The sequence below is a fragment of the Burkholderia cenocepacia genome, assembly GCF_900446215.1.
Lineage (GTDB): Bacteria > Pseudomonadota > Gammaproteobacteria > Burkholderiales > Burkholderiaceae > Burkholderia > Burkholderia cenocepacia.
Window position 1 is genome coordinate 92142 of record NZ_UAQZ01000018.1, and the last position, 15411, is coordinate 107552.

The window sequence follows — 15411 nt, forward strand, 5'->3', positions numbered from 1 at the left end:
GGTTCCGCGTGGCGCGCCAATCGCGGGATCGGCGCGCGCGGCACGCGTCACACTGGCTTGCGCTTCGCCTCGAGCGTTTCCCACCGTTCGAGCGCGGCGAGCAATTCGTCGTCGATCGCCGCGAACCGCTCGGTCAGGCGCGTGCCTTCCTGCGGGTCCTTCGCGAAAATCGAGCCGTCCTCGAGTTGCGCATTGATCGTCTTCTGCTCGGCTTCGAGCGCGGCGATCTTCTCCGGCAGCGAATCGAGCTCGCGCTGCTCGTTGAACGACAGCTTCACCGTGCGCTGCGCGTTGCGGCCGGCCGCGCTCTTCGCCGGCTCGTCCTTCGCGGGCGCCGCTTCCTTGACCGCGCGCTTCGCCGCTTCCTGCTGCGCGAGCTGCTCCGAGCGCTCGCTCTGGATCTGCCAGTCGGTGAAGCCGCCGACATATTCGCGCCACTTGCCGTCGCCCTCCGCCGCGATCACCGACGTCACGACGTTGTCGAGGAACGCGCGATCGTGGCTGACGAGCAGCACCGTGCCGTCGTAGTCGGCCAGCAGCTCTTCGAGCAGTTCGAGCGTCGGGATGTCGAGGTCGTTGGTCGGTTCGTCGAGCACCAGCACGTTGGCCGGGCGCGCGAACAGGCGCGCGAGCAGCAGCCGGTTGCGCTCGCCGCCGGACAGCGACTTCACCGGCGAACGCGCGCGTTCCGGCGCGAACAGGAAATCGCCGAGATAGCTCATCACGTGCTTGCGCACGCCGCCGATCTCGACCCATTCGCTGCCGGGGCTGATCGTATCCGCGAGGCTCTTCTCCTGGTCGAGCTGCGCGCGCATCTGGTCGAAATACGCGACCTGCAGGTTCGTGCCGGTGCGCACCGTGCCTTCATCGGGCTTCAGGTCGCCGAGGATCAGTTTCAGCAACGTGGTCTTGCCGGCGCCGTTCGGGCCGACGAAGCCGATCTTGTCGCCGCGCATGACCGTCGTCGAGAAGCGGTCGACCACCGTGCGGCCGCCGTAACGCTTCGTCACGTCGGTCAGCTCCGCGACGATCTTGCCGGACTTCTCGCCCTGCGCGACGTCCAGCTTCACGTTGCCCTGCGCATTGCGGCGCTCCGCGCGCTCGTTGCGCATCTGCACGAGCCGTGCGATGCGGCCGACGCTGCGCGTACGGCGCGCTTCGACGCCCTTGCGGATCCACACTTCTTCCTGCGCGAGCAGCTTGTCGAACTTCTCGTTCTCCACGCGCTCGACTTCGAGCTGCTGCGCCTTGCGCGTCTGGTACGCGGAAAAATTGCCCGGGTACGACAGCAGCCGGCCGCGATCGAGCTCGACGATGCGCGTCGCGACGCGGTCGAGGAATGCGCGATCGTGGGTGATGAACAGCAGGCCCGCGCGCTGCGCGACGAGCAGCTCTTCCAGCCAGCGGATGCCGTCGAAGTCGAGGTGGTTGGTCGGCTCGTCGAGCAGCAGCACGTCGGGCTGCAGCACCAGCGCGCGCGCCAGCGCGACGCGCTTCTGCATCCCGCCCGACAGCGCGTCGACGCTTGCGTCGACGTCCTGCAGGCCGATCTGCGCCAGCGTCATCGACACGCGCGTACGCCAGTTCCACGCGTCGTGCGCGTCCAGCGACGACTGCAGCGCGTTCATCCGCGCGAGCAGTGCATCGTGCTCGGCGCCTTCCGGGATCTCCGCGAGGCGGTGCGCGATCGAATCGTATTCTTCGAGCAGTTCGCGCGTATGCGCGAGCCCTGACGCGACCGCGTCGAACACCGTCGCGCCCGGCTCGAATTCGGGCTCCTGCGGCACGTAGACCGTCACGAGCTCCTGCTGGCGCGTGACCAGCCCGTCGTCGGGCTTCGCGAGATCGGCGACGATCTTCAGCAACGACGACTTGCCCGCGCCGTTGCGGCCGATCAGGCCGACCCGCTCGCCGGCTTCCAGCGAGAAATCCGCGTGATCGAGCAACGCGACGTGACCGAACGCGAGCTGCGCGCCGGTAATGGAATAGAGCGACATGGGGAGACGGCGAAGAGAGAAATCGGAAGCGCCCATTGTACCGGGCGCGCGGGCCGGTATCGGCTTGGCTGGATGGACGAGCGCCGCAGGTTGCGCCTGAAGTGCGTCGGCGCGGGGCCGTGAGCGGGTTGCGGGCGGTTTTTCGCTTTGGTGCCAGTCGCCGTTTACGTGCCCGCGTAAACGGCCGAACGCCGGCCGGATGCCCGCGGCCGGCCGATCGGTCGATCCCGTGCGCGGCGCGGCGAGCGCCGGCGCGGGACGTGCGGTTATTTCACGTTGATCGTGATCGTCGAGCTCAGTTCGGGACCGTACGAACGGTGCGCGCCGTCACCGAGCTGCAGCGTCAGCGTGTGCTGGCCAGGCGGCAGCTTCACGTCGGTTTCGGTCTGGGCCTTGCCGAAATGCAGCGAATGGTCGGTCGCCGGGATCACGTCGCCCTTCGGCACCGGCTTGCCGTCGATCAGCAGATGATGATGACCGGTATCCGGGGTCATGTCGCCGGCCGGCTTGAGCGCCATGCCTTCGAGACCGAACTTCACGTGCACGGGGCTCGACACCGTCGCGCCGTCCTGCGGCTCGACGAAGAACACACGCGCTTCGGCGCGCGCGAGCGTCGATACGGCCAGCGCCGCGACACAGACTGCACCCGCGATCCACTTTCTGTTGAGCATCGTTTCCTCCTTCAGATTGACAGGCTCACGAAGCATACACTGCATGCCCGACCGACGCGACGGCGCCGGTTGTTCGCGATGCGTACGTTTAAAACGACGTTGCGCAGGCGTTCGGCGAAATTCCGGTACCATTGCGCCTTTCGTCCGCCGGCCAGGCTGCGGACGGCATCGCCGAATTTTCATTATCCCGAGCGCAACATGAGCGAAGTAACCGAATACCAGAGCTGGGTCTGCCTGATTTGCGGGTGGGTCTACAACGAAGCGGAAGGGCTGCCCGACGAAGGCATTCCGGCCGGCACGCGTTTCGCCGACATTCCGGCGGACTGGCGCTGCCCGCTGTGCGACGTGGGCAAGGAAGATTTCGTCGTCGTCGATTTCTGATTTTCCGTTTCGATCGCGGTTGATTACGCGATACGCGCGTCGCGGGGGCATTCCGCCCCGCCGACGCGCCGCGCGTTTGCTATACTCTGCGCGCTGTCCACACCGCCGTCCGGTTCGCCTTCTTTTGCGCGAATGCCCGGATATGGCTCTCCCCGTAGTTCAATGGATAGAACAAGCGCCTCCTAAGCGCTAGATACAGGTTCGATTCCTGTCGGGGGGACCAGACAAGCTCCATGCCTCCCCCGATTCACAAGAACTCCCCGCTCAAGCAACGACAACCGTAAACTCAACCCCCGACTCAAAATCCAGTGTCGTAGTCGAAAACCGCGGCTCCTCGTCGAGGTATTGCTTGTACGGTCGCACGGCGTCCTCGGCCGTGTACATGTTGTCGGCCAGCACGACCGATCCCGGCCGCAGCAGGCGCTCGATCTGCTTGAACAGCTTCAGATAGGCGTCGGCCCAGACGTCGATAAACACCATGTCGACAGTCCCGTCCAGCTCAGCAACCGTGTCGAACACATCGCCCTCCCGCACGTCGACATAGGCCTCCAGGCCCGCAGTTTCGACGTGGTCGCGCAAACGCGCGCACTTGCGCGCATCGCATTCAGTCGCGATGACCACGCCACGGCCCAACGTCCGCAGCGCATCGGCGAAATACAGGGTCGACACACCGCAGGAACTGCCGAGTTCGAGAATTCTGGTCGGCCGTTGCGCGAGCACCATGTTGCGCAAGAACCTTCCCGTTTCCGCCGACACGGCCAACGATAGCGCACTGCCCGCCGACGATTCGAAATCTTCGGTGAACAGGCCGAACGTTTCGAGAAACCGCCCTCGCAACCTCGGGGCGAGTGCTTCGTATTCGTCGACGAGCGTCGGAAACGCCTCGTTCGGCCCCTGGAACTGCGCGCGGGCGCGGGCGATGATTTCGCGCTGGCTCTCTTCATGAAGCCGTTGCAAAAGAGCGTGGGTAGTAGAAACCAAGTGCGTTCCTTGATGAGTTTGATCACGTAGACGGCGTATCCAGCGACTGCTATCCGCCATCAGGCCTGCGGCGCTACCGCTCCATCATCGGCGAGCACGGGCGACGCTATGCCCTTCTCGCGAGCGTGATCGCGCGCTCGGGACACGCCGTCACGCAAAGCCCGCATGACCGACAGGCTTGCGCATTCGGCGTGTACGCGACCTTCATTCCATGCACGCGCAGCTTCAAGCGATGCATCAGACCGAGGTCGAGATAATCGGCCTCGTCGATGCGCCGGACCTCGAACACGTTTTCGGGGCAAACGGTGACGCAATCGCCCTTGCCTTCGCAACGCTTCAGATCGACGACCGGCGCAATCACGCCCGCCTTCTGCTTGCAGTCGGCCGCTGATTTCTCGCGCATGGTCACTCCTCCGTGGGCCGCTTGCCGCGCGACCGCCATGCGGCCCGGAACTGCTCGCGCTCTTCCGGCGTCATGGCTTCCCACTTGCGCCAGTGGCGCCGGCCGTGCCAGCCGCGGTGTCCGCGGAATCCGCCGAACAGGATGCGGCTCAACACGAGCAGGCCCAGCGCATGAGCGAAGTCGATCGTCCGGGCGCCAACGAATAGCGCCGGCATCACCCAGTTCCACAACATCATCACGACCCCACCGAGCACGCCGATGGCCACCACCACGAGCAGCGCCTTGCCCGCACATCTGATTCGAAAATTCATCCGTCGACTCCTCTAGATATCCAGTTCGTCGTAAATGGGTTGCAGTCGAGCACGCAGATGCAGGACCGCGTAGCGTTTGCGCGCGAGCAGCGTATTGAGCGTGACACCGCTTTGCGCGGCCATCTCCTTGAAGGACTGTCCTTCCAGCTCGTGCGCGATGAAAACCTCGCGCTGATTCGCCGGCAACTCGTCGAGCGCATCCTGCAACGCCTTGAGCAACAGCGTGCGAGCGTAGAGCGCCTCGGGGCCGGCATCGTGCGCCGGCAGCGCCAGATCCAGGCGATACTCGCTGTCCGCTTCGTCGTCGGCGTCGAGCAGATCGGTCAGCGGTTGCTCCTTCTTCTTGCGAAAACGATCGATGATGCGGTTGCGCGCGGTACGGAACAGCCACGCGCTCGCCTGTTCGATTGGCGCGGGAAGTCGATAGGCCTGTACGAATTCGTGAAGCACATCCTGCAGAACGTCCTCGGCATCGTCCGGGTCGCGGATCCGGCGCCGAATGAAATTCCCTAGCCTCGTTCGTTCACGCATCACCGTCGCAGTGATGTCGCGGTCTGGGTCGGTCATCGTTTGCGAAGTGGGTGGCGGTTCCATGCGTCTGAAGACGTTTCAGGCGCGCGAATATTGTGGCGAGCGTGAAAAATTTTCGGTGGTACGCGTCGGCTTCACTGCGCTGCAGTCGTTTCAAGGAACAGGCCCGATATGGCACCAGCCCGTCGTCGCAGGAATCGATTGACTCCCCGCATCAACCCGAAGTACACTTCGCGCCGCGGGGTGGAGCAGTCTGGCAGCTCGTCGGGCTCATAACCCGAAGGTCGTAGGTTCAAATCCTACCCCCGCAACCAAATGCCGAAGCCCGCTTTGCGAAAGCAAGCGGGCTTTTTGCTGTCCGGCGGTCCGGGGATGTGGCTTGCGCGTGCAGCGCAACTAAGGTATGCGAACGGCGATGCAATCGCGCGTTCCCCACGACGTGCGACACGTAATCGCAGCTCGTCCATTCGCCGCCGACATGCAGCGAACGTTGCGTAGAATTCCGAACCTTCTTCGGTTCAGCACACGGACTTCTCGAATGATTCGAACGATCGCGGCACTCGTCGTGCTTTCGGCGATGACCGCCGTGGCCAACGCCGCCGACACCGGCACGGCCCCCACCAAGCAACGCTACGTCAGCCCGGGCATCGCCAACGTCACTGCCTCGGCAGCCCCGCGCCCGGAAAGCACCGCCTCCAACGCCCGCTGTCGGGAACTGGCCGCCGGCATCGACGCGGTCACGCACTCACCGGACCGCGGCCAGAAGGTCGTGCGCGGGATGGGCCCGGACGGCAAGCCACGCAACGAACTGCGCGCCTACGACAAACGGGCCGATCTGGAAGCCGAGCACCAGCGCCTCGGCTGCCAGTAACGAACAACGCCGCACACGCCCCCACCCGGCCAATCCGCGCCGGGCAGCGGCCTTACGCGTTCGCGCCGCCGTCGATCGTCAATCCGGTCCCGTTGATCGACCGCCCTTCCGGTCCGACGACGAACGCCACGAGCGCGGCCACGTCGTCGGCCTTGCCGTACTGCTGAATCGCCATCCGCGAACGCTGCGCATCGGCATGCGCGCCATCGGCCGGGTTCATGTCGGTATCGGTCGACCCCGGATGCACGATGTTGACCGTGATGCCGCGCGGGCCGAGATCGCGCGCGAGCCCCTGCGTCCAGCCGATCAGCGCGGCCTTGCTCGCCGCATAGAGGCTCATCCCCGCATCGGGCACGCGCGTCGCGAGGCAACTGCCGGTCGACACGATGCGCCCGCCCTCGCCGAGATGCCGCGCCGCCGCCTGCGACGCGACGATCACCGCGCGCACGTTCACGTTCAGCGTCGCGTCGATGTCGTCGAGCGTGAGGTCGTCGAGCGATCCGGCCCGGAAAATCCCCGCGTTGTTGACGAGGATGTCGAGTCCGCCGAATGCCTCCGCGACACGATCGACCGCGTTGCGCACGGCGACCGGATCGGCGCTGTCGGCCTGGATCGCGATGGCGCGCCGGCCCAGCGCCTCGATGCCGGCGACCACGGCCTGCGCCCGCTCGGCCGATTTTTCATACGTGATCGCGACGTCCGCGCCGTCGGCCGCCAGCCGTTTCGCGATCGCCGCGCCGATGCCGCGGCTGCCGCCCGTGACGAGTGCACGCTTGCCCTGAAGTCGGTTCATGTCGGTTCCTTTCCTCATTTATGTAACGACCGACACAGAATGTGGCAAGTTGCGCCGCACAGTCAATTGATTTATTTTATCGATCGATACAGATATCGACGAAGGAACGGACGCAATGGCTGAACGAGGCCGACCGAGAAGCTTCGACAAGGAAGCGGCGCTGGATCGCGCGATGGAGGTGTTCTGGCGTCTCGGCTACGAAGGAGCGTCGATGACGGACCTGACGACCGCGATGGGCATCGCGTCGCCGAGCCTGTATGCGGCCTTCGGCAGCAAGGAAGCGTTGTTCCGGCAAGCGCTCGAGCATTACGGCGCAACCGAGGGGCGGGAAATCTGGGGGGGCGTCGAACGGGCGGCCAGTGCGCACGACGCCGTGCAGCGCTACCTGATGGATACCGCGCGCGTGTTCACGCGGCGCTCGAAGCCGGCCGGCTGTCTGATCGTGCTGTCGGCGCTGCATCCGGCCGAACGTTCCGATACGGTCCGGCAAACGTTGATCGCGATGCGCGAGCACACGGTCGACGCGCTGCGGGAGCGGCTCGCGCAAGGCGTCGCGACCGGCGAAATATCCGCGCACGCGAATCTCGACGCGATCGCCCGCTACTACGTGACGGTTCAACAGGGCATGTCGATTCAGGCGCGCGACGGCGCGAGCCGCCGCGATCTGGAGGCCATCGCGCAGGCCGCGCTGGCCGCCTGGCCGGCGCTCGTCGGCACGAGCGGCGCGGCCGGTGCGTAGCGGCAGGACGCCGCCGAAAGGTTACTGCTTCACAGCTTGCTGCACGTCCTTCGACGCATGCCACACGCGATAGCGCACGTCGAAGCCGTCCGGCACATAGACGACGAGCGGCAGGCGGCTGTTGTAGCGCAGCAGCTGGCCGTCACCGCGCACCTGCACGAAGCGTTGCTGCGGCGTCTGGCCCGGGCATGCCATCAGCGTCGATGCCGGCCCTTTCACGTCGGTGAGCCGGTAATACGTGTAGCCCCAGCCCTTCACGTCCTCGGCGGTCAGCTCGCCGCCGAACCACTGCTGGTTGCAGTCGGTCTGCAGCGTCTTGCCGATCATCAGCTCGACGCGCGCATCGCCCTCGTTCTCGAGCGCGGGCAGCGCGATCACGACGCGCTGCTGGCCGGCCGCGGCCTGCGGGAACATCTTGATCGACTCCGCCGGCACGGCGGGCGCGGAGGCCGGCGCGGCCACGCAGGCGGCGGCCGTCGTCACGCAGAAAGCGGCCAGCGCGGCCCGGATCGCGAATTTCATCGATGTGCTCCTGAAAAACAAATGAGCCCCGGATGCTAACACTTTCGTCGCAAGACCTTACGAGCCTGTAATTTGGCGACACAATTGCAAACAGCCGGCAATCCCCGGGCGCGGTACTTATAGCGCAACCAACGGAGAACATCATGCTGAAGCTCATTGCTGCCGCCGGCGTCGCCACCCTGCTGGCCGGCTGCGTCGTCGCCCCGGACGCCGGATACGGCTACGGGCAGCCCTACTATTCCGATCCCGGCTACGCGTACGCGCCGTCCCCCGTGTACGGCACGGTCAATATCTGGGGCGGTGGCGGCGGACGCGACTGGGATCGCGGCCGGCGTGACTACCACCACTGGGACGGCGATCGCGGCAACCGTGGCAACGGCTGGTGGCGCGGCGGCGGACGCCGCGGCGACTGGAACGAAGGCGGGGGTGGCGGACACGGTCGCGGCGACGGCGGCGGGCATCGCCACTGACGCGCAATTGCAACCGTTTGTATCCACGCACGGCCCGCCGATGGCCGGCGGCGCGCCATGCAGGGGTACGGACGACCACACAAAAGACAAAGGCCCTCGCATCGAGCGAGGGCCTTTCGTCGTTCGGCGCGGCGAAACGATCGTCGGTGGGTGCCGGCCGACCGGCACCCACCCCGCGCGCACGCCGCGCGCCGGCGCTTACCAGCCGGCCGGCTGCACGTAGCCACCCTGCCGCACCGGCGCCCCGCACACGTACGCACGCTGGTAGCGGTCGTAGCAATAGTTCGGACCGTCGTCCTGGTACTGCGCCTGCTGATAGGTCGGGTAGGCTGGCTGCTGGTACGCGGGCGCCTGGTAGTACGTCGGCGGCTGATAGGCCGGCGCCTGGTACGCGGGTGCCTGATAGGCGACGGGCGGATTCATCGCCGACGTCACGATCGCGCCCAGCACCGCGCCGCCGATCAATGCGCCGATGACGGCGCCGCCGTCGCGGCCATGCGCGGACGCCGGCCCCGCCACCGCGAGCGAACCGGCAAGGACACACACTGCGGCAATCTTTTTCATGATGGACTCCCACGCGAAGTGGTACTGGATGCGAAGCATTGTGGCGGTGCGCGGCCGTAATAGATGCAGCAAGTGGTAACGCGCGATTACCGGTATCGCATCCGCCGAAACGCGGCGTCGCCGTGCTACGATTTTCGGCATACAGGAGACGCCTTCATGCAGCCCGAAACCGCCCGCCGTTTCGATACCGAATTCGCGCCGCGCATCGCGCAGGCGATCGCCGCGTTCTTCGCCGATCACGTGCAGACCGACGTCGTCCCCTACGGCGGGCACGGGCACCCGACGCGCGTGCAGATCCGCAGCGCGCCGCACGAGCACGTGAGCGGCTTCGTGCATCCGTTGAATCTCGAACTGACGTGGGACTCCGACGAGATCGAGCGGCTGATGGAACCCGACGGCCCGCAGCGCTTCGAGCACTACCTGGCCGCCCTGCCGAGAAAGCTGGGCGCGTGGCAGGGCGCGCGCGACATCGATCTCGCGTCGCGCACGCAGGCCGACCCGCTCGTGCGGCTCGGCGGTCTCGACTTCGAAGGCTGAATGCGCGCGCCAATCGGCGGGCGCGCGGCTCGGCGTCGCGCGATGCGGCCCGGTGATACACTCGACCGGCCCCGTTCCGGTGCCGCCATGCCGGCCGGGCCGTTCATCGCCGCCTCCGCCCCCGCACATGGTTGCGCACGCAACCGGCAAGCGGGCACGCGGACAACCACGCTCTCGCTCCCGTCATGAACGCCGATACCGGCCTGCCGCTTCCGCAACGCTACTGGGCGATCGTCTGCGTCGCCCTGGGCATCACGCTCGCCGTGCTCGACGGCGCCATCGCGAACGTCGCATTGCCGACCATCGCGCGCGACCTGCACGCATCCGACGCCGCGTCGATCTGGATCGTCAACGCATACCAGCTCGCGGTCACGATCACGCTGCTGCCGCTCGCGTCGCTCGGCGAGCGCATCGGCTACCGCCGCATCTACATCGCCGGACTCGCGCTGTTCACCGCAGCGTCGCTCGGCTGCGCACTGGCCGGCTCGCTGCCGATGCTGGCCGTGATGCGCGTGATCCAGGGGTTCGGCGCGGCCGGCATCATGAGCGTCAACGCGGCGCTCGTGCGGATGATCTACCCGTCGTCGTTGCTCGGGCGCGGGCTGTCGATCAACGCGATGGTGGTCGCGCTGTCGTCGGCGATCGGGCCGACGGTCGCGTCCGCGATCCTGTCGTTCGCGTCATGGCCGTGGCTCTTCGCGGTCAACGTGCCGATCGGCATCGCGGCCGTGCTCGGCAGCCTGCGCGCGCTGCCGGCCAATCCGCTGCACGACGCGCCGTACGACTTCCCGAGCGCGCTGATGAACGCGTGCGTGTTCGGCCTGCTGATCACGGCCGTCGACGGGCTCGGTCACGGCGAAGGTCATGCGTACGTCGCGGCCGAACTGGCCGTCGCATTCGTGGTCGGCTACTTCTTCGTGAAGCGTCAGTTGTCGCAGCCGGCGCCGCTCCTGCCGGTCGACCTGATGCGCATCCCGATGTTCGCGCTGTCGGTCTACACGTCGACGGCGTCGTTCACGTCGCAGATGCTCGCGTTCGTCGCGCTGCCGTTCTGGCTGCAGCATTCGCTCGGTTTCTCGCAGGTCGAAACCGGCCTTTACATGACGCCGTGGCCGCTCGTGATCGTGTTCGCCGCGCCGCTCGCAGGCGTGCTGTCGGACCGCTATTCGGCCGGCATTCTCGGCGGGATCGGGCTTGCACTGTTCGCCGCCGGCCTGCTGTCGCTCGCGACGATCGGCGCGCACCCGGGCACGGTCGACATCGTGTGGCGGATGGCGCTGTGCGGCGCGGGCTTCGGGCTGTTCCAGTCGCCGAACAACCGCGCGATGCTGTCGTCGGCGCCGCGCGAGCGCAGTGGCGGCGCCGGCGGCATGCTGAGCACCGCGCGCCTGACGGGCCAGACGCTCGGCGCCGCGCTCGTCGCGCTGATTTTCGGGCTCGCGCCCGACCGCGGGCCGACGATCGCGCTCTATGTCGCCACGGTGTTCGCGGCGGTGGCCGCGGTCGTCAGCCTGCTGCGCATCGCATCGCCGCGGCCGGACACGGCGACCTGACACCATCGCGCGCCGTACGCGCGGCGGGCGTCAGGCGGCGTCGAGCGCGTCCATCACGAAGCGCACGCGCGCCTTCACGCTCACACGCGGCAATTCGATCAGCCGATAGCCATACGACGTATAGCAATCGACCATCGCGTCATAGGTCCGCACCGCTTCCGCGAAATCCTGCCGGCGCTCGGTGTCCTGCGCATAGATGTCGGGCCATGGCGGCGCGATGAACACGCGCCGGTGATAGCGGAACCGCCGCGCCGCGGCTTCCGCGTGCGCGGGCACCGTCAACCCGGTCAGCTTCAGGTAACCGATCACGTCCGGCACGCCGCGATCGAAGAACACCGGTCCGCGCGCCTGCCGCGCGAGATGGTAGGACCGCATCTCCCAGCTCAGCATCAGCTCCGCGAACGCTGCCGGGTCGCGCCACGGCAGCGCTTGGCCATCGACGGCCATCTGGTCGCGGATCACGCCGCGCCCGGCTTCCTGCGAACGTGCGTAGCCGGCACGTTCGAGCGCATCGAGCAGCGTGCTCTTGCCCGAACCCGGCCCGCCCGTCACGACGAAGAAACGGCCGGCGGGATCGTCGGCCACTTCGTCGTCGCTATCGGCGCCGGGCGCGCTCTCACGCATGCGCCACCCGCCGGCCCGCGCGCCGCGTGACCGACGCCGCCGCCGCGACACTGCGCAAATCGGCGACGAACGTGTCGCGCCAGACCGACAGGTCGTTCTCGCGCAGCCGCGCAAGGTTCTCCTCGTGACGCGCCTGCCGCTCCGCGAGCGGCATCGACAGCGCGCGTTCGAGCGCCTCGGCCATCTGCGACAGGTCGTACGGATTGACGAGCAGCGCGCCGGTCAGCTCGGCCGCCGCGCCCGCGAACTCCGACAGCACGAGCACGCCCGGATCGGCCGGATCCTGCGACGCGACGTATTCCTTCGCGACGAGATTCATCCCGTCGCGCAGCGGCGTCACGTAGCCGACCTGCGACATCCGGAAGAACGCCATCAGCAGGTTGCGCTCGTACTTGCGGTTCAGGTACTGGATCGGCGTCCAATCGAGTTGCGAGAAGCGGCCGTTGATGCGGCCGGCCTCGCCTTCGAGCGTTTCGCGGATGTGCTGATAGGTCTGCACGTCGGAACGTGTCGGCGGCGCGATCTGCAGGAGCGACACGCGTCCCTGCCAGCCCGGCGCATTCGCGAGCATCCGCTCGAACGACTGGAAGCGTTCGACGAGCCCCTTCGAGTAATCGAGGCGATCGACGCTCATCACCAGCTTGCGGTCGCCCAGCGCCTCGCGCAGCATCTTCACCGGCTTGCGCGTGCCGTACTGAACGGCCGCCTGCGCGATCGCGTCGGGATGCACGCCGATCGGATAGGCGGCGACCTTCACGACACGGCCATGCGCATGCAGCATCCCGTCGTCGTCGCTCGCCGCGCCGATGCCGCGCCGCTCGATGTAGTCGGTGAAGGCCTGCTTGTCGGCTTCGGTCTGGAAGCCCGCGACGTCGTACGCGCACATGAACTTCACGAGTTCCTCGTGCGGCGGCACGAGGCGCAGCATGTCGGGCGACGGAAACGGGATGTGCAGGAAGAAGCCGATCGGGTTCTTCACGCCGAGCTCGCGCAGGCAGTGCGCGAACGGCAGCAGGTGATAGTCGTGCACCCAGATCAGGTCGTCCGGACGCAGCAGCGCGGCGAGCTGCTTCGCGAGCATCGCGTTCACGCGCAGATAACCGGCGTACTCCTGCCGATCGAAGCGCGCGAGATCGCCGCGGTAGTGGAACACCGGCCACAGCGTCGCGTTCGAGAAGCCGCGGTAGTACTGGTCGTAGTCGCGCCGGGTCAACCCGACCGTCGCATACGTCACGTTGCCGTCCCGCTGGATCGCGGGCTCGGCATCGGGCGCGCCGACGATCTCGCCGTTCCAGCCGAACCAGACGCCGCCCGTTTCCCGCAGCGCGTCCATCACGCCGACGGCCAGGCCGCCCGCGCTCGGGCGCGTATCCTCGCCGGCGGCGACACGATTCGATACCACGATCAATCTGCTCATGCGACTTCCCCTCCTCGATTCGATTGGCTGGCGCGCGACGCACGCCAAAGCAGGCGCGGCGGCCCGAAGGCGGCCGCGCGGCGACTCAGTTCCGAGAATTGCAATGAAATACGGCGGTGGAATGCGGCGACGACCGTATCAAGCGTCCTGCTCCTGACCGAGGTCGCGTTGATAGTCGAGCCCTTCCGGGCGAGCACCACCCTGGTTGTGATCGCCGTCCGACGGCGTCTCGTCCGGCGCGCCCGCGGGCGGTGCCGATGGCGCGTCGGTCTGCGGACGCGAGCGGTCTTCCGGATGGCTGGCCGCCGCGTCAGGCGGCCGGTGTGACAACCGTTTCGAACGGCGCATGGCTGGGTGTCTCATGTGCGGCGCGGCTCGAGGCCGTCGTAGAAACATTCCATAGCAAAACAGTCTAGGTCGCTTCGCCGCACCCAAAGGTAACAATTACCTTCAATTTGTAACGTTTCGACCCTGCTCCGATCATCTATCCGACAATAACGCCGCCCGCGCGCACGCGGCCTGCCGTTCGGCGATTTGTCAAAGCTTTGCAGTTTTCCTATGACAATTGCGAAACAATGACGCGGCATCAGGGCGTGCATGCGTCGCCGCTCACCCAGACAGGACTTGCACTCAGGGATGAACATTCGTTTCGAATCGCCGCGCCGGGCCACGCCGGCGCGCGTCGTGCTGGCCGTGATCGCCACGGCCGCACTGCTGTCCGGCTGCAATTCGTTGTACAGCGAAGGCGCGACAGCCGGCGCCGGTATCGCGGGCGCCGCGATCGCTTCCAAGGTCACCAACAACGCCGCCGTCGCGACCGGCATCGGCCTCGGCGCCGTTGCCGGCGCGCGGGCTGGCGTCCAGTACACGCAACGCGTCTCGCACCGCTACACGCAGGAGCAGATCGCGAAGGCGGCCGGCCCGCTCGACGTCGGCGGCGTCGCGCCGTGGTCGACGCACCATTCGTTCCCGATCGAGGACGACGAGCAGGGCCGCGTGACGGTCAGCCGGATGATCAGCATCGGTCCGCTCGACTGCAAGGAAATCGTGTTCGCGGTCGACACGCCGGCGAAGGCCGACAAGGCCGCGCAATCGGCGTTCTACGTCGCCACCATCTGCCGCGACGGGCCCGTATGGAAATGGGCATCGGCCGAACCGGCGACCGAACGCTGGGGCGCGCTGCAATGAGCGTCGCGATCCGTATCGCGGCGATCGGCGCGCTGTGCGCGGCGACGGTCGCGCTGTCGGGCTGCGGGTCGGTCGGCGCGGCGAGCGGCGCGCTGGCCGGCGCGGCGACGGGCCTCGTCACCGCGAACCCGGCAGTGGGCGTCGGCGTCGGGATCGCCGTGCAGGCGGCGACCGACGAAGCCGTCAACCGCACGATGAAGCAGCTCCATCAGAACCAGCAGGACGCGATCGCGAAGACGGCCGGCAGTCTCGCCGTCGGCGAAGTGAAGCCGTGGAAGGTGAAGAACACGTTGCCGCTGGAGAACGGCGAAGGCGAAGTGCGCGTCACGCGCGCGTACGCGTCGGCGCTCGCGCTGTGCAAGGAATTCGCGTTCTCGGTGAAGGACGGCGACAAGGCCGACTGGTATTTCGCGAATGCGTGCCAGCAAGGCACGCACTGGAAGTGGGCGTCGGCGGAACCGGCCGTTGATCGGTGGGGGAGTTTGCAGTAACGGTGCGGTGCGCCGCGCCCGTGGCGTTCTGCGCCGCGCGGTTATACCGAGCGCCCCACCCGCATCAGGACTCGACGTCCTAGCGTCTCAATACTTGCTCACGCATAAAACCCAAAACTATCATAGCGTTACAAAAACCCGCCAGCAGAGAGCTCGGCTGTTTATAGTGTCTTGTAGGCACTATGTAGGCATTTCGATTCTCCATCAATCCATGTAAGTCCATGTCGACAAATAGGACATGATCAAATTGAATCGAGTTTTGACCTGCTTGCCGTACCGGCCGAGGTCCATGACCATGCGACGCTAGTCGGGAACAACGTAAAAGCTTTGCAGAACGCCAGCTATCGTCAAGTCCTGACTCTCAATG

21 protein-coding genes and 2 tRNA genes are annotated in these 15411 nt (G+C 66.7%); 11 read left to right on the plus strand and 12 right to left on the minus strand.

Translation table 11 applies throughout. From position 1 onward, the window contains the following. Window positions 1-47: 47 nt before the first annotated feature. A complete protein-coding gene (locus DTA15_RS36920; RefSeq protein WP_006487664.1) occupies window positions 48-1997 on the minus strand; it encodes an ATP-binding cassette domain-containing protein in 1950 nt (649 codons plus the stop codon). 266 nt (window positions 1998-2263) lie between these two features. Next, entirely contained in the window at window positions 2264-2668 is a 405-nt protein-coding gene (locus DTA15_RS36925; protein ID WP_011694346.1) for a DUF4399 domain-containing protein, read from the minus strand. Between the two features lie 198 nt (window positions 2669-2866). On the opposite strand from DTA15_RS36925, the gene DTA15_RS36930 reads away from it, so the two are divergent. Then, entirely contained in the window at window positions 2867-3049 is a 183-nt protein-coding gene (locus DTA15_RS36930; RefSeq protein ID WP_006478164.1) for a rubredoxin, read from the plus strand. Window positions 3050-3197: 148 nt separating this feature from the next. Further along, window positions 3198-3272 (plus strand) — tRNA-Arg (locus DTA15_RS36935). Between the two features lie 41 nt (window positions 3273-3313). On the opposite strand, the gene DTA15_RS36940 is transcribed toward DTA15_RS36935, so the two are convergent. Genes DTA15_RS36940 through DTA15_RS36955 form a run of 4 tightly spaced genes read right to left on the minus strand, consistent with a single transcriptional unit; the run spans window position 3314 to window position 5338 of the window. Beyond that, window positions 3314-4090 (minus strand): O-methyltransferase, encoded by a 777-nt coding sequence (locus tag DTA15_RS36940; protein ID WP_370448173.1) that lies wholly within the window; start codon window positions 4088-4090, stop codon window positions 3314-3316. 46 nt (window positions 4091-4136) lie between these two features. Next, complete coding sequence (locus DTA15_RS36945) at window positions 4137-4433, minus strand: 4Fe-4S dicluster domain-containing protein (RefSeq protein ID WP_006487655.1); 297 nt, start codon at window positions 4431-4433, stop codon at window positions 4137-4139. A gap of 2 nt (window positions 4434-4435) precedes the next feature. Next, on the minus strand, window positions 4436-4744 hold the full coding sequence (locus DTA15_RS36950; RefSeq protein WP_006487637.1) for a hypothetical protein: 309 nt from the start codon (window positions 4742-4744) through the stop codon (window positions 4436-4438). A gap of 12 nt (window positions 4745-4756) precedes the next feature. Then, window positions 4757-5338 (minus strand): RNA polymerase sigma factor, encoded by a 582-nt coding sequence (locus DTA15_RS36955; protein WP_006487651.1) that lies wholly within the window; start codon window positions 5336-5338, stop codon window positions 4757-4759. Between DTA15_RS36955 and DTA15_RS38825 the strand changes: the two genes are divergently transcribed. From DTA15_RS38825 to DTA15_RS36965, 3 genes are all read left to right on the plus strand, one after another. Further along, window positions 5337-5480 carry a hypothetical protein gene (locus DTA15_RS38825; protein ID WP_153260051.1) on the plus strand — a complete coding sequence of 48 codons (144 nt, stop codon included), beginning with the start codon at window positions 5337-5339 and terminating at the stop codon, window positions 5478-5480. The genes DTA15_RS36955 and DTA15_RS38825 overlap by 2 nt on opposite strands. A 32-nt stretch (window positions 5481-5512) precedes the next feature. After that, a tRNA-Met gene (locus DTA15_RS36960) sits at window positions 5513-5589 on the plus strand. Between the two features lie 224 nt (window positions 5590-5813). Beyond that, window positions 5814-6146: a hypothetical protein gene (locus tag DTA15_RS36965; protein ID WP_006487649.1), complete on the plus strand. Its 333-nt coding sequence runs from the start codon at window positions 5814-5816 to the stop codon at window positions 6144-6146. Between the two features lie 52 nt (window positions 6147-6198). Here DTA15_RS36965 and DTA15_RS36970 read toward each other — a convergent pair whose 3' ends face one another. Continuing rightward, window positions 6199-6939 (minus strand): SDR family NAD(P)-dependent oxidoreductase, encoded by a 741-nt coding sequence (locus DTA15_RS36970; RefSeq protein ID WP_006487647.1) that lies wholly within the window; start codon window positions 6937-6939, stop codon window positions 6199-6201. Between the two features lie 115 nt (window positions 6940-7054). Here DTA15_RS36970 and DTA15_RS36975 point away from each other — a divergent pair, with 115 nt between their 5' ends. Continuing rightward, window positions 7055-7678: a TetR/AcrR family transcriptional regulator gene (locus tag DTA15_RS36975; RefSeq protein ID WP_006487662.1), complete on the plus strand. Its 624-nt coding sequence runs from the start codon at window positions 7055-7057 to the stop codon at window positions 7676-7678. Between the two features lie 21 nt (window positions 7679-7699). Here the strand turns inward: DTA15_RS36975 and eco are convergent, their stop codons facing one another. Beyond that, on the minus strand, window positions 7700-8200 hold the full coding sequence (gene eco, locus DTA15_RS36980; RefSeq protein ID WP_006487668.1) for a serine protease inhibitor ecotin: 501 nt from the start codon (window positions 8198-8200) through the stop codon (window positions 7700-7702). A 143-nt stretch (window positions 8201-8343) separates the two neighbouring features. On the opposite strand from eco, the gene DTA15_RS36985 reads away from it, so the two are divergent. Next, entirely contained in the window at window positions 8344-8670 is a 327-nt protein-coding gene (locus DTA15_RS36985; protein WP_006478153.1) for a hypothetical protein, read from the plus strand. Between the two features lie 198 nt (window positions 8671-8868). On the opposite strand, the gene DTA15_RS36990 is transcribed toward DTA15_RS36985, so the two are convergent. Next, the gene (locus DTA15_RS36990; protein ID WP_006487627.1) at window positions 8869-9273 is read right to left on the minus strand and encodes a hypothetical protein; all 405 of its coding nucleotides are present in this window, start codon (window positions 9271-9273) and stop codon (window positions 8869-8871) included. 117 nt (window positions 9274-9390) lie between these two features. On the opposite strand from DTA15_RS36990, the gene DTA15_RS36995 reads away from it, so the two are divergent. Together DTA15_RS36995 and DTA15_RS37000 are read left to right on the plus strand one after the other, a co-directional pair. Beyond that, window positions 9391-9771 carry a DUF5594 family protein gene (locus DTA15_RS36995; protein WP_006487642.1) on the plus strand — a complete coding sequence of 127 codons (381 nt, stop codon included), beginning with the start codon at window positions 9391-9393 and terminating at the stop codon, window positions 9769-9771. A 185-nt stretch (window positions 9772-9956) separates the two neighbouring features. Next, window positions 9957-11324 (plus strand): MFS transporter, encoded by a 1368-nt coding sequence (locus DTA15_RS37000; protein WP_006487638.1) that lies wholly within the window; start codon window positions 9957-9959, stop codon window positions 11322-11324. 30 nt (window positions 11325-11354) lie between these two features. Here the strand turns inward: DTA15_RS37000 and DTA15_RS37005 are convergent, their stop codons facing one another. The 3 genes from DTA15_RS37005 to DTA15_RS37015 form a co-directional block, all read right to left on the minus strand. After that, entirely contained in the window at window positions 11355-11948 is a 594-nt protein-coding gene (locus DTA15_RS37005; protein ID WP_006487659.1) for an AAA family ATPase, read from the minus strand. Then, window positions 11941-13365, minus strand: a complete 1425-nt coding sequence (gene otsA / locus DTA15_RS37010) for an alpha,alpha-trehalose-phosphate synthase (UDP-forming) (RefSeq protein ID WP_006487666.1) — start codon at window positions 13363-13365, stop codon at window positions 11941-11943. The genes DTA15_RS37005 and otsA overlap by 8 nt, the downstream gene beginning before the upstream one ends. A 138-nt stretch (window positions 13366-13503) precedes the next feature. Continuing rightward, on the minus strand, window positions 13504-13713 hold the full coding sequence (locus DTA15_RS37015) for a hypothetical protein (RefSeq protein WP_006487640.1): 210 nt from the start codon (window positions 13711-13713) through the stop codon (window positions 13504-13506). A gap of 288 nt (window positions 13714-14001) precedes the next feature. On the opposite strand from DTA15_RS37015, the gene DTA15_RS37020 reads away from it, so the two are divergent. Together DTA15_RS37020 and DTA15_RS37025 are read left to right on the plus strand one after the other, a co-directional pair. Beyond that, window positions 14002-14553 carry a hypothetical protein gene (locus DTA15_RS37020; protein ID WP_006487661.1) on the plus strand — a complete coding sequence of 184 codons (552 nt, stop codon included), beginning with the start codon at window positions 14002-14004 and terminating at the stop codon, window positions 14551-14553. Beyond that, window positions 14550-15044 (plus strand): hypothetical protein, encoded by a 495-nt coding sequence (locus DTA15_RS37025; RefSeq protein ID WP_006497148.1) that lies wholly within the window; start codon window positions 14550-14552, stop codon window positions 15042-15044. The genes DTA15_RS37020 and DTA15_RS37025 overlap by 4 nt, the downstream gene beginning before the upstream one ends. Window positions 15045-15411: the final 367 nt, after the last annotated feature.

Excerpts from the sequence above, each read along its gene's own strand:
- DTA15_RS36920 (WP_006487664.1), bottom strand. The coding sequence starts at position 1,997 with ATGTCGCTCTATTCCATTACCGGCGCGCAGCTCGCGTTCGGTCACGTC.
- DTA15_RS36925 (WP_011694346.1), bottom strand. The coding sequence starts at position 2,668 with ATGCTCAACAGAAAGTGGATCGCGGGTGCAGTCTGTGTCGCGGCGCTG.
- DTA15_RS36930 (WP_006478164.1), top strand. The coding sequence starts at position 2,867 with ATGAGCGAAGTAACCGAATACCAGAGCTGGGTCTGCCTGATTTGCGGG.
- DTA15_RS36940 (WP_370448173.1), bottom strand. The coding sequence starts at position 4,090 with ATGGCGGATAGCAGTCGCTGGATACGCCGTCTACGTGATCAAACTCAT.
- DTA15_RS36945 (WP_006487655.1), bottom strand. The coding sequence starts at position 4,433 with ATGCGCGAGAAATCAGCGGCCGACTGCAAGCAGAAGGCGGGCGTGATT.
- DTA15_RS36950 (WP_006487637.1), bottom strand. The coding sequence starts at position 4,744 with ATGAATTTTCGAATCAGATGTGCGGGCAAGGCGCTGCTCGTGGTGGTG.
- DTA15_RS38825 (WP_153260051.1), top strand. The coding sequence starts at position 5,337 with ATGCGTCTGAAGACGTTTCAGGCGCGCGAATATTGTGGCGAGCGTGAA.
- DTA15_RS36955 (WP_006487651.1), bottom strand. The coding sequence starts at position 5,338 with ATGGAACCGCCACCCACTTCGCAAACGATGACCGACCCAGACCGCGAC.
- DTA15_RS36965 (WP_006487649.1), top strand. The coding sequence starts at position 5,814 with ATGATTCGAACGATCGCGGCACTCGTCGTGCTTTCGGCGATGACCGCC.
- DTA15_RS36970 (WP_006487647.1), bottom strand. The coding sequence starts at position 6,939 with ATGAACCGACTTCAGGGCAAGCGTGCACTCGTCACGGGCGGCAGCCGC.
- DTA15_RS36975 (WP_006487662.1), top strand. The coding sequence starts at position 7,055 with ATGGCTGAACGAGGCCGACCGAGAAGCTTCGACAAGGAAGCGGCGCTG.
- eco (WP_006487668.1), bottom strand. The coding sequence starts at position 8,200 with ATGAAATTCGCGATCCGGGCCGCGCTGGCCGCTTTCTGCGTGACGACG.
- DTA15_RS36985 (WP_006478153.1), top strand. The coding sequence starts at position 8,344 with ATGCTGAAGCTCATTGCTGCCGCCGGCGTCGCCACCCTGCTGGCCGGC.
- DTA15_RS36990 (WP_006487627.1), bottom strand. The coding sequence starts at position 9,273 with ATGCTTCGCATCCAGTACCACTTCGCGTGGGAGTCCATCATGAAAAAG.
- DTA15_RS36995 (WP_006487642.1), top strand. The coding sequence starts at position 9,391 with ATGCAGCCCGAAACCGCCCGCCGTTTCGATACCGAATTCGCGCCGCGC.
- DTA15_RS37000 (WP_006487638.1), top strand. The coding sequence starts at position 9,957 with ATGAACGCCGATACCGGCCTGCCGCTTCCGCAACGCTACTGGGCGATC.
- DTA15_RS37005 (WP_006487659.1), bottom strand. The coding sequence starts at position 11,948 with ATGCGTGAGAGCGCGCCCGGCGCCGATAGCGACGACGAAGTGGCCGAC.
- otsA (WP_006487666.1), bottom strand. The coding sequence starts at position 13,365 with ATGAGCAGATTGATCGTGGTATCGAATCGTGTCGCCGCCGGCGAGGAT.
- DTA15_RS37015 (WP_006487640.1), bottom strand. The coding sequence starts at position 13,713 with ATGCGCCGTTCGAAACGGTTGTCACACCGGCCGCCTGACGCGGCGGCC.
- DTA15_RS37020 (WP_006487661.1), top strand. The coding sequence starts at position 14,002 with ATGAACATTCGTTTCGAATCGCCGCGCCGGGCCACGCCGGCGCGCGTC.
- DTA15_RS37025 (WP_006497148.1), top strand. The coding sequence starts at position 14,550 with ATGAGCGTCGCGATCCGTATCGCGGCGATCGGCGCGCTGTGCGCGGCG.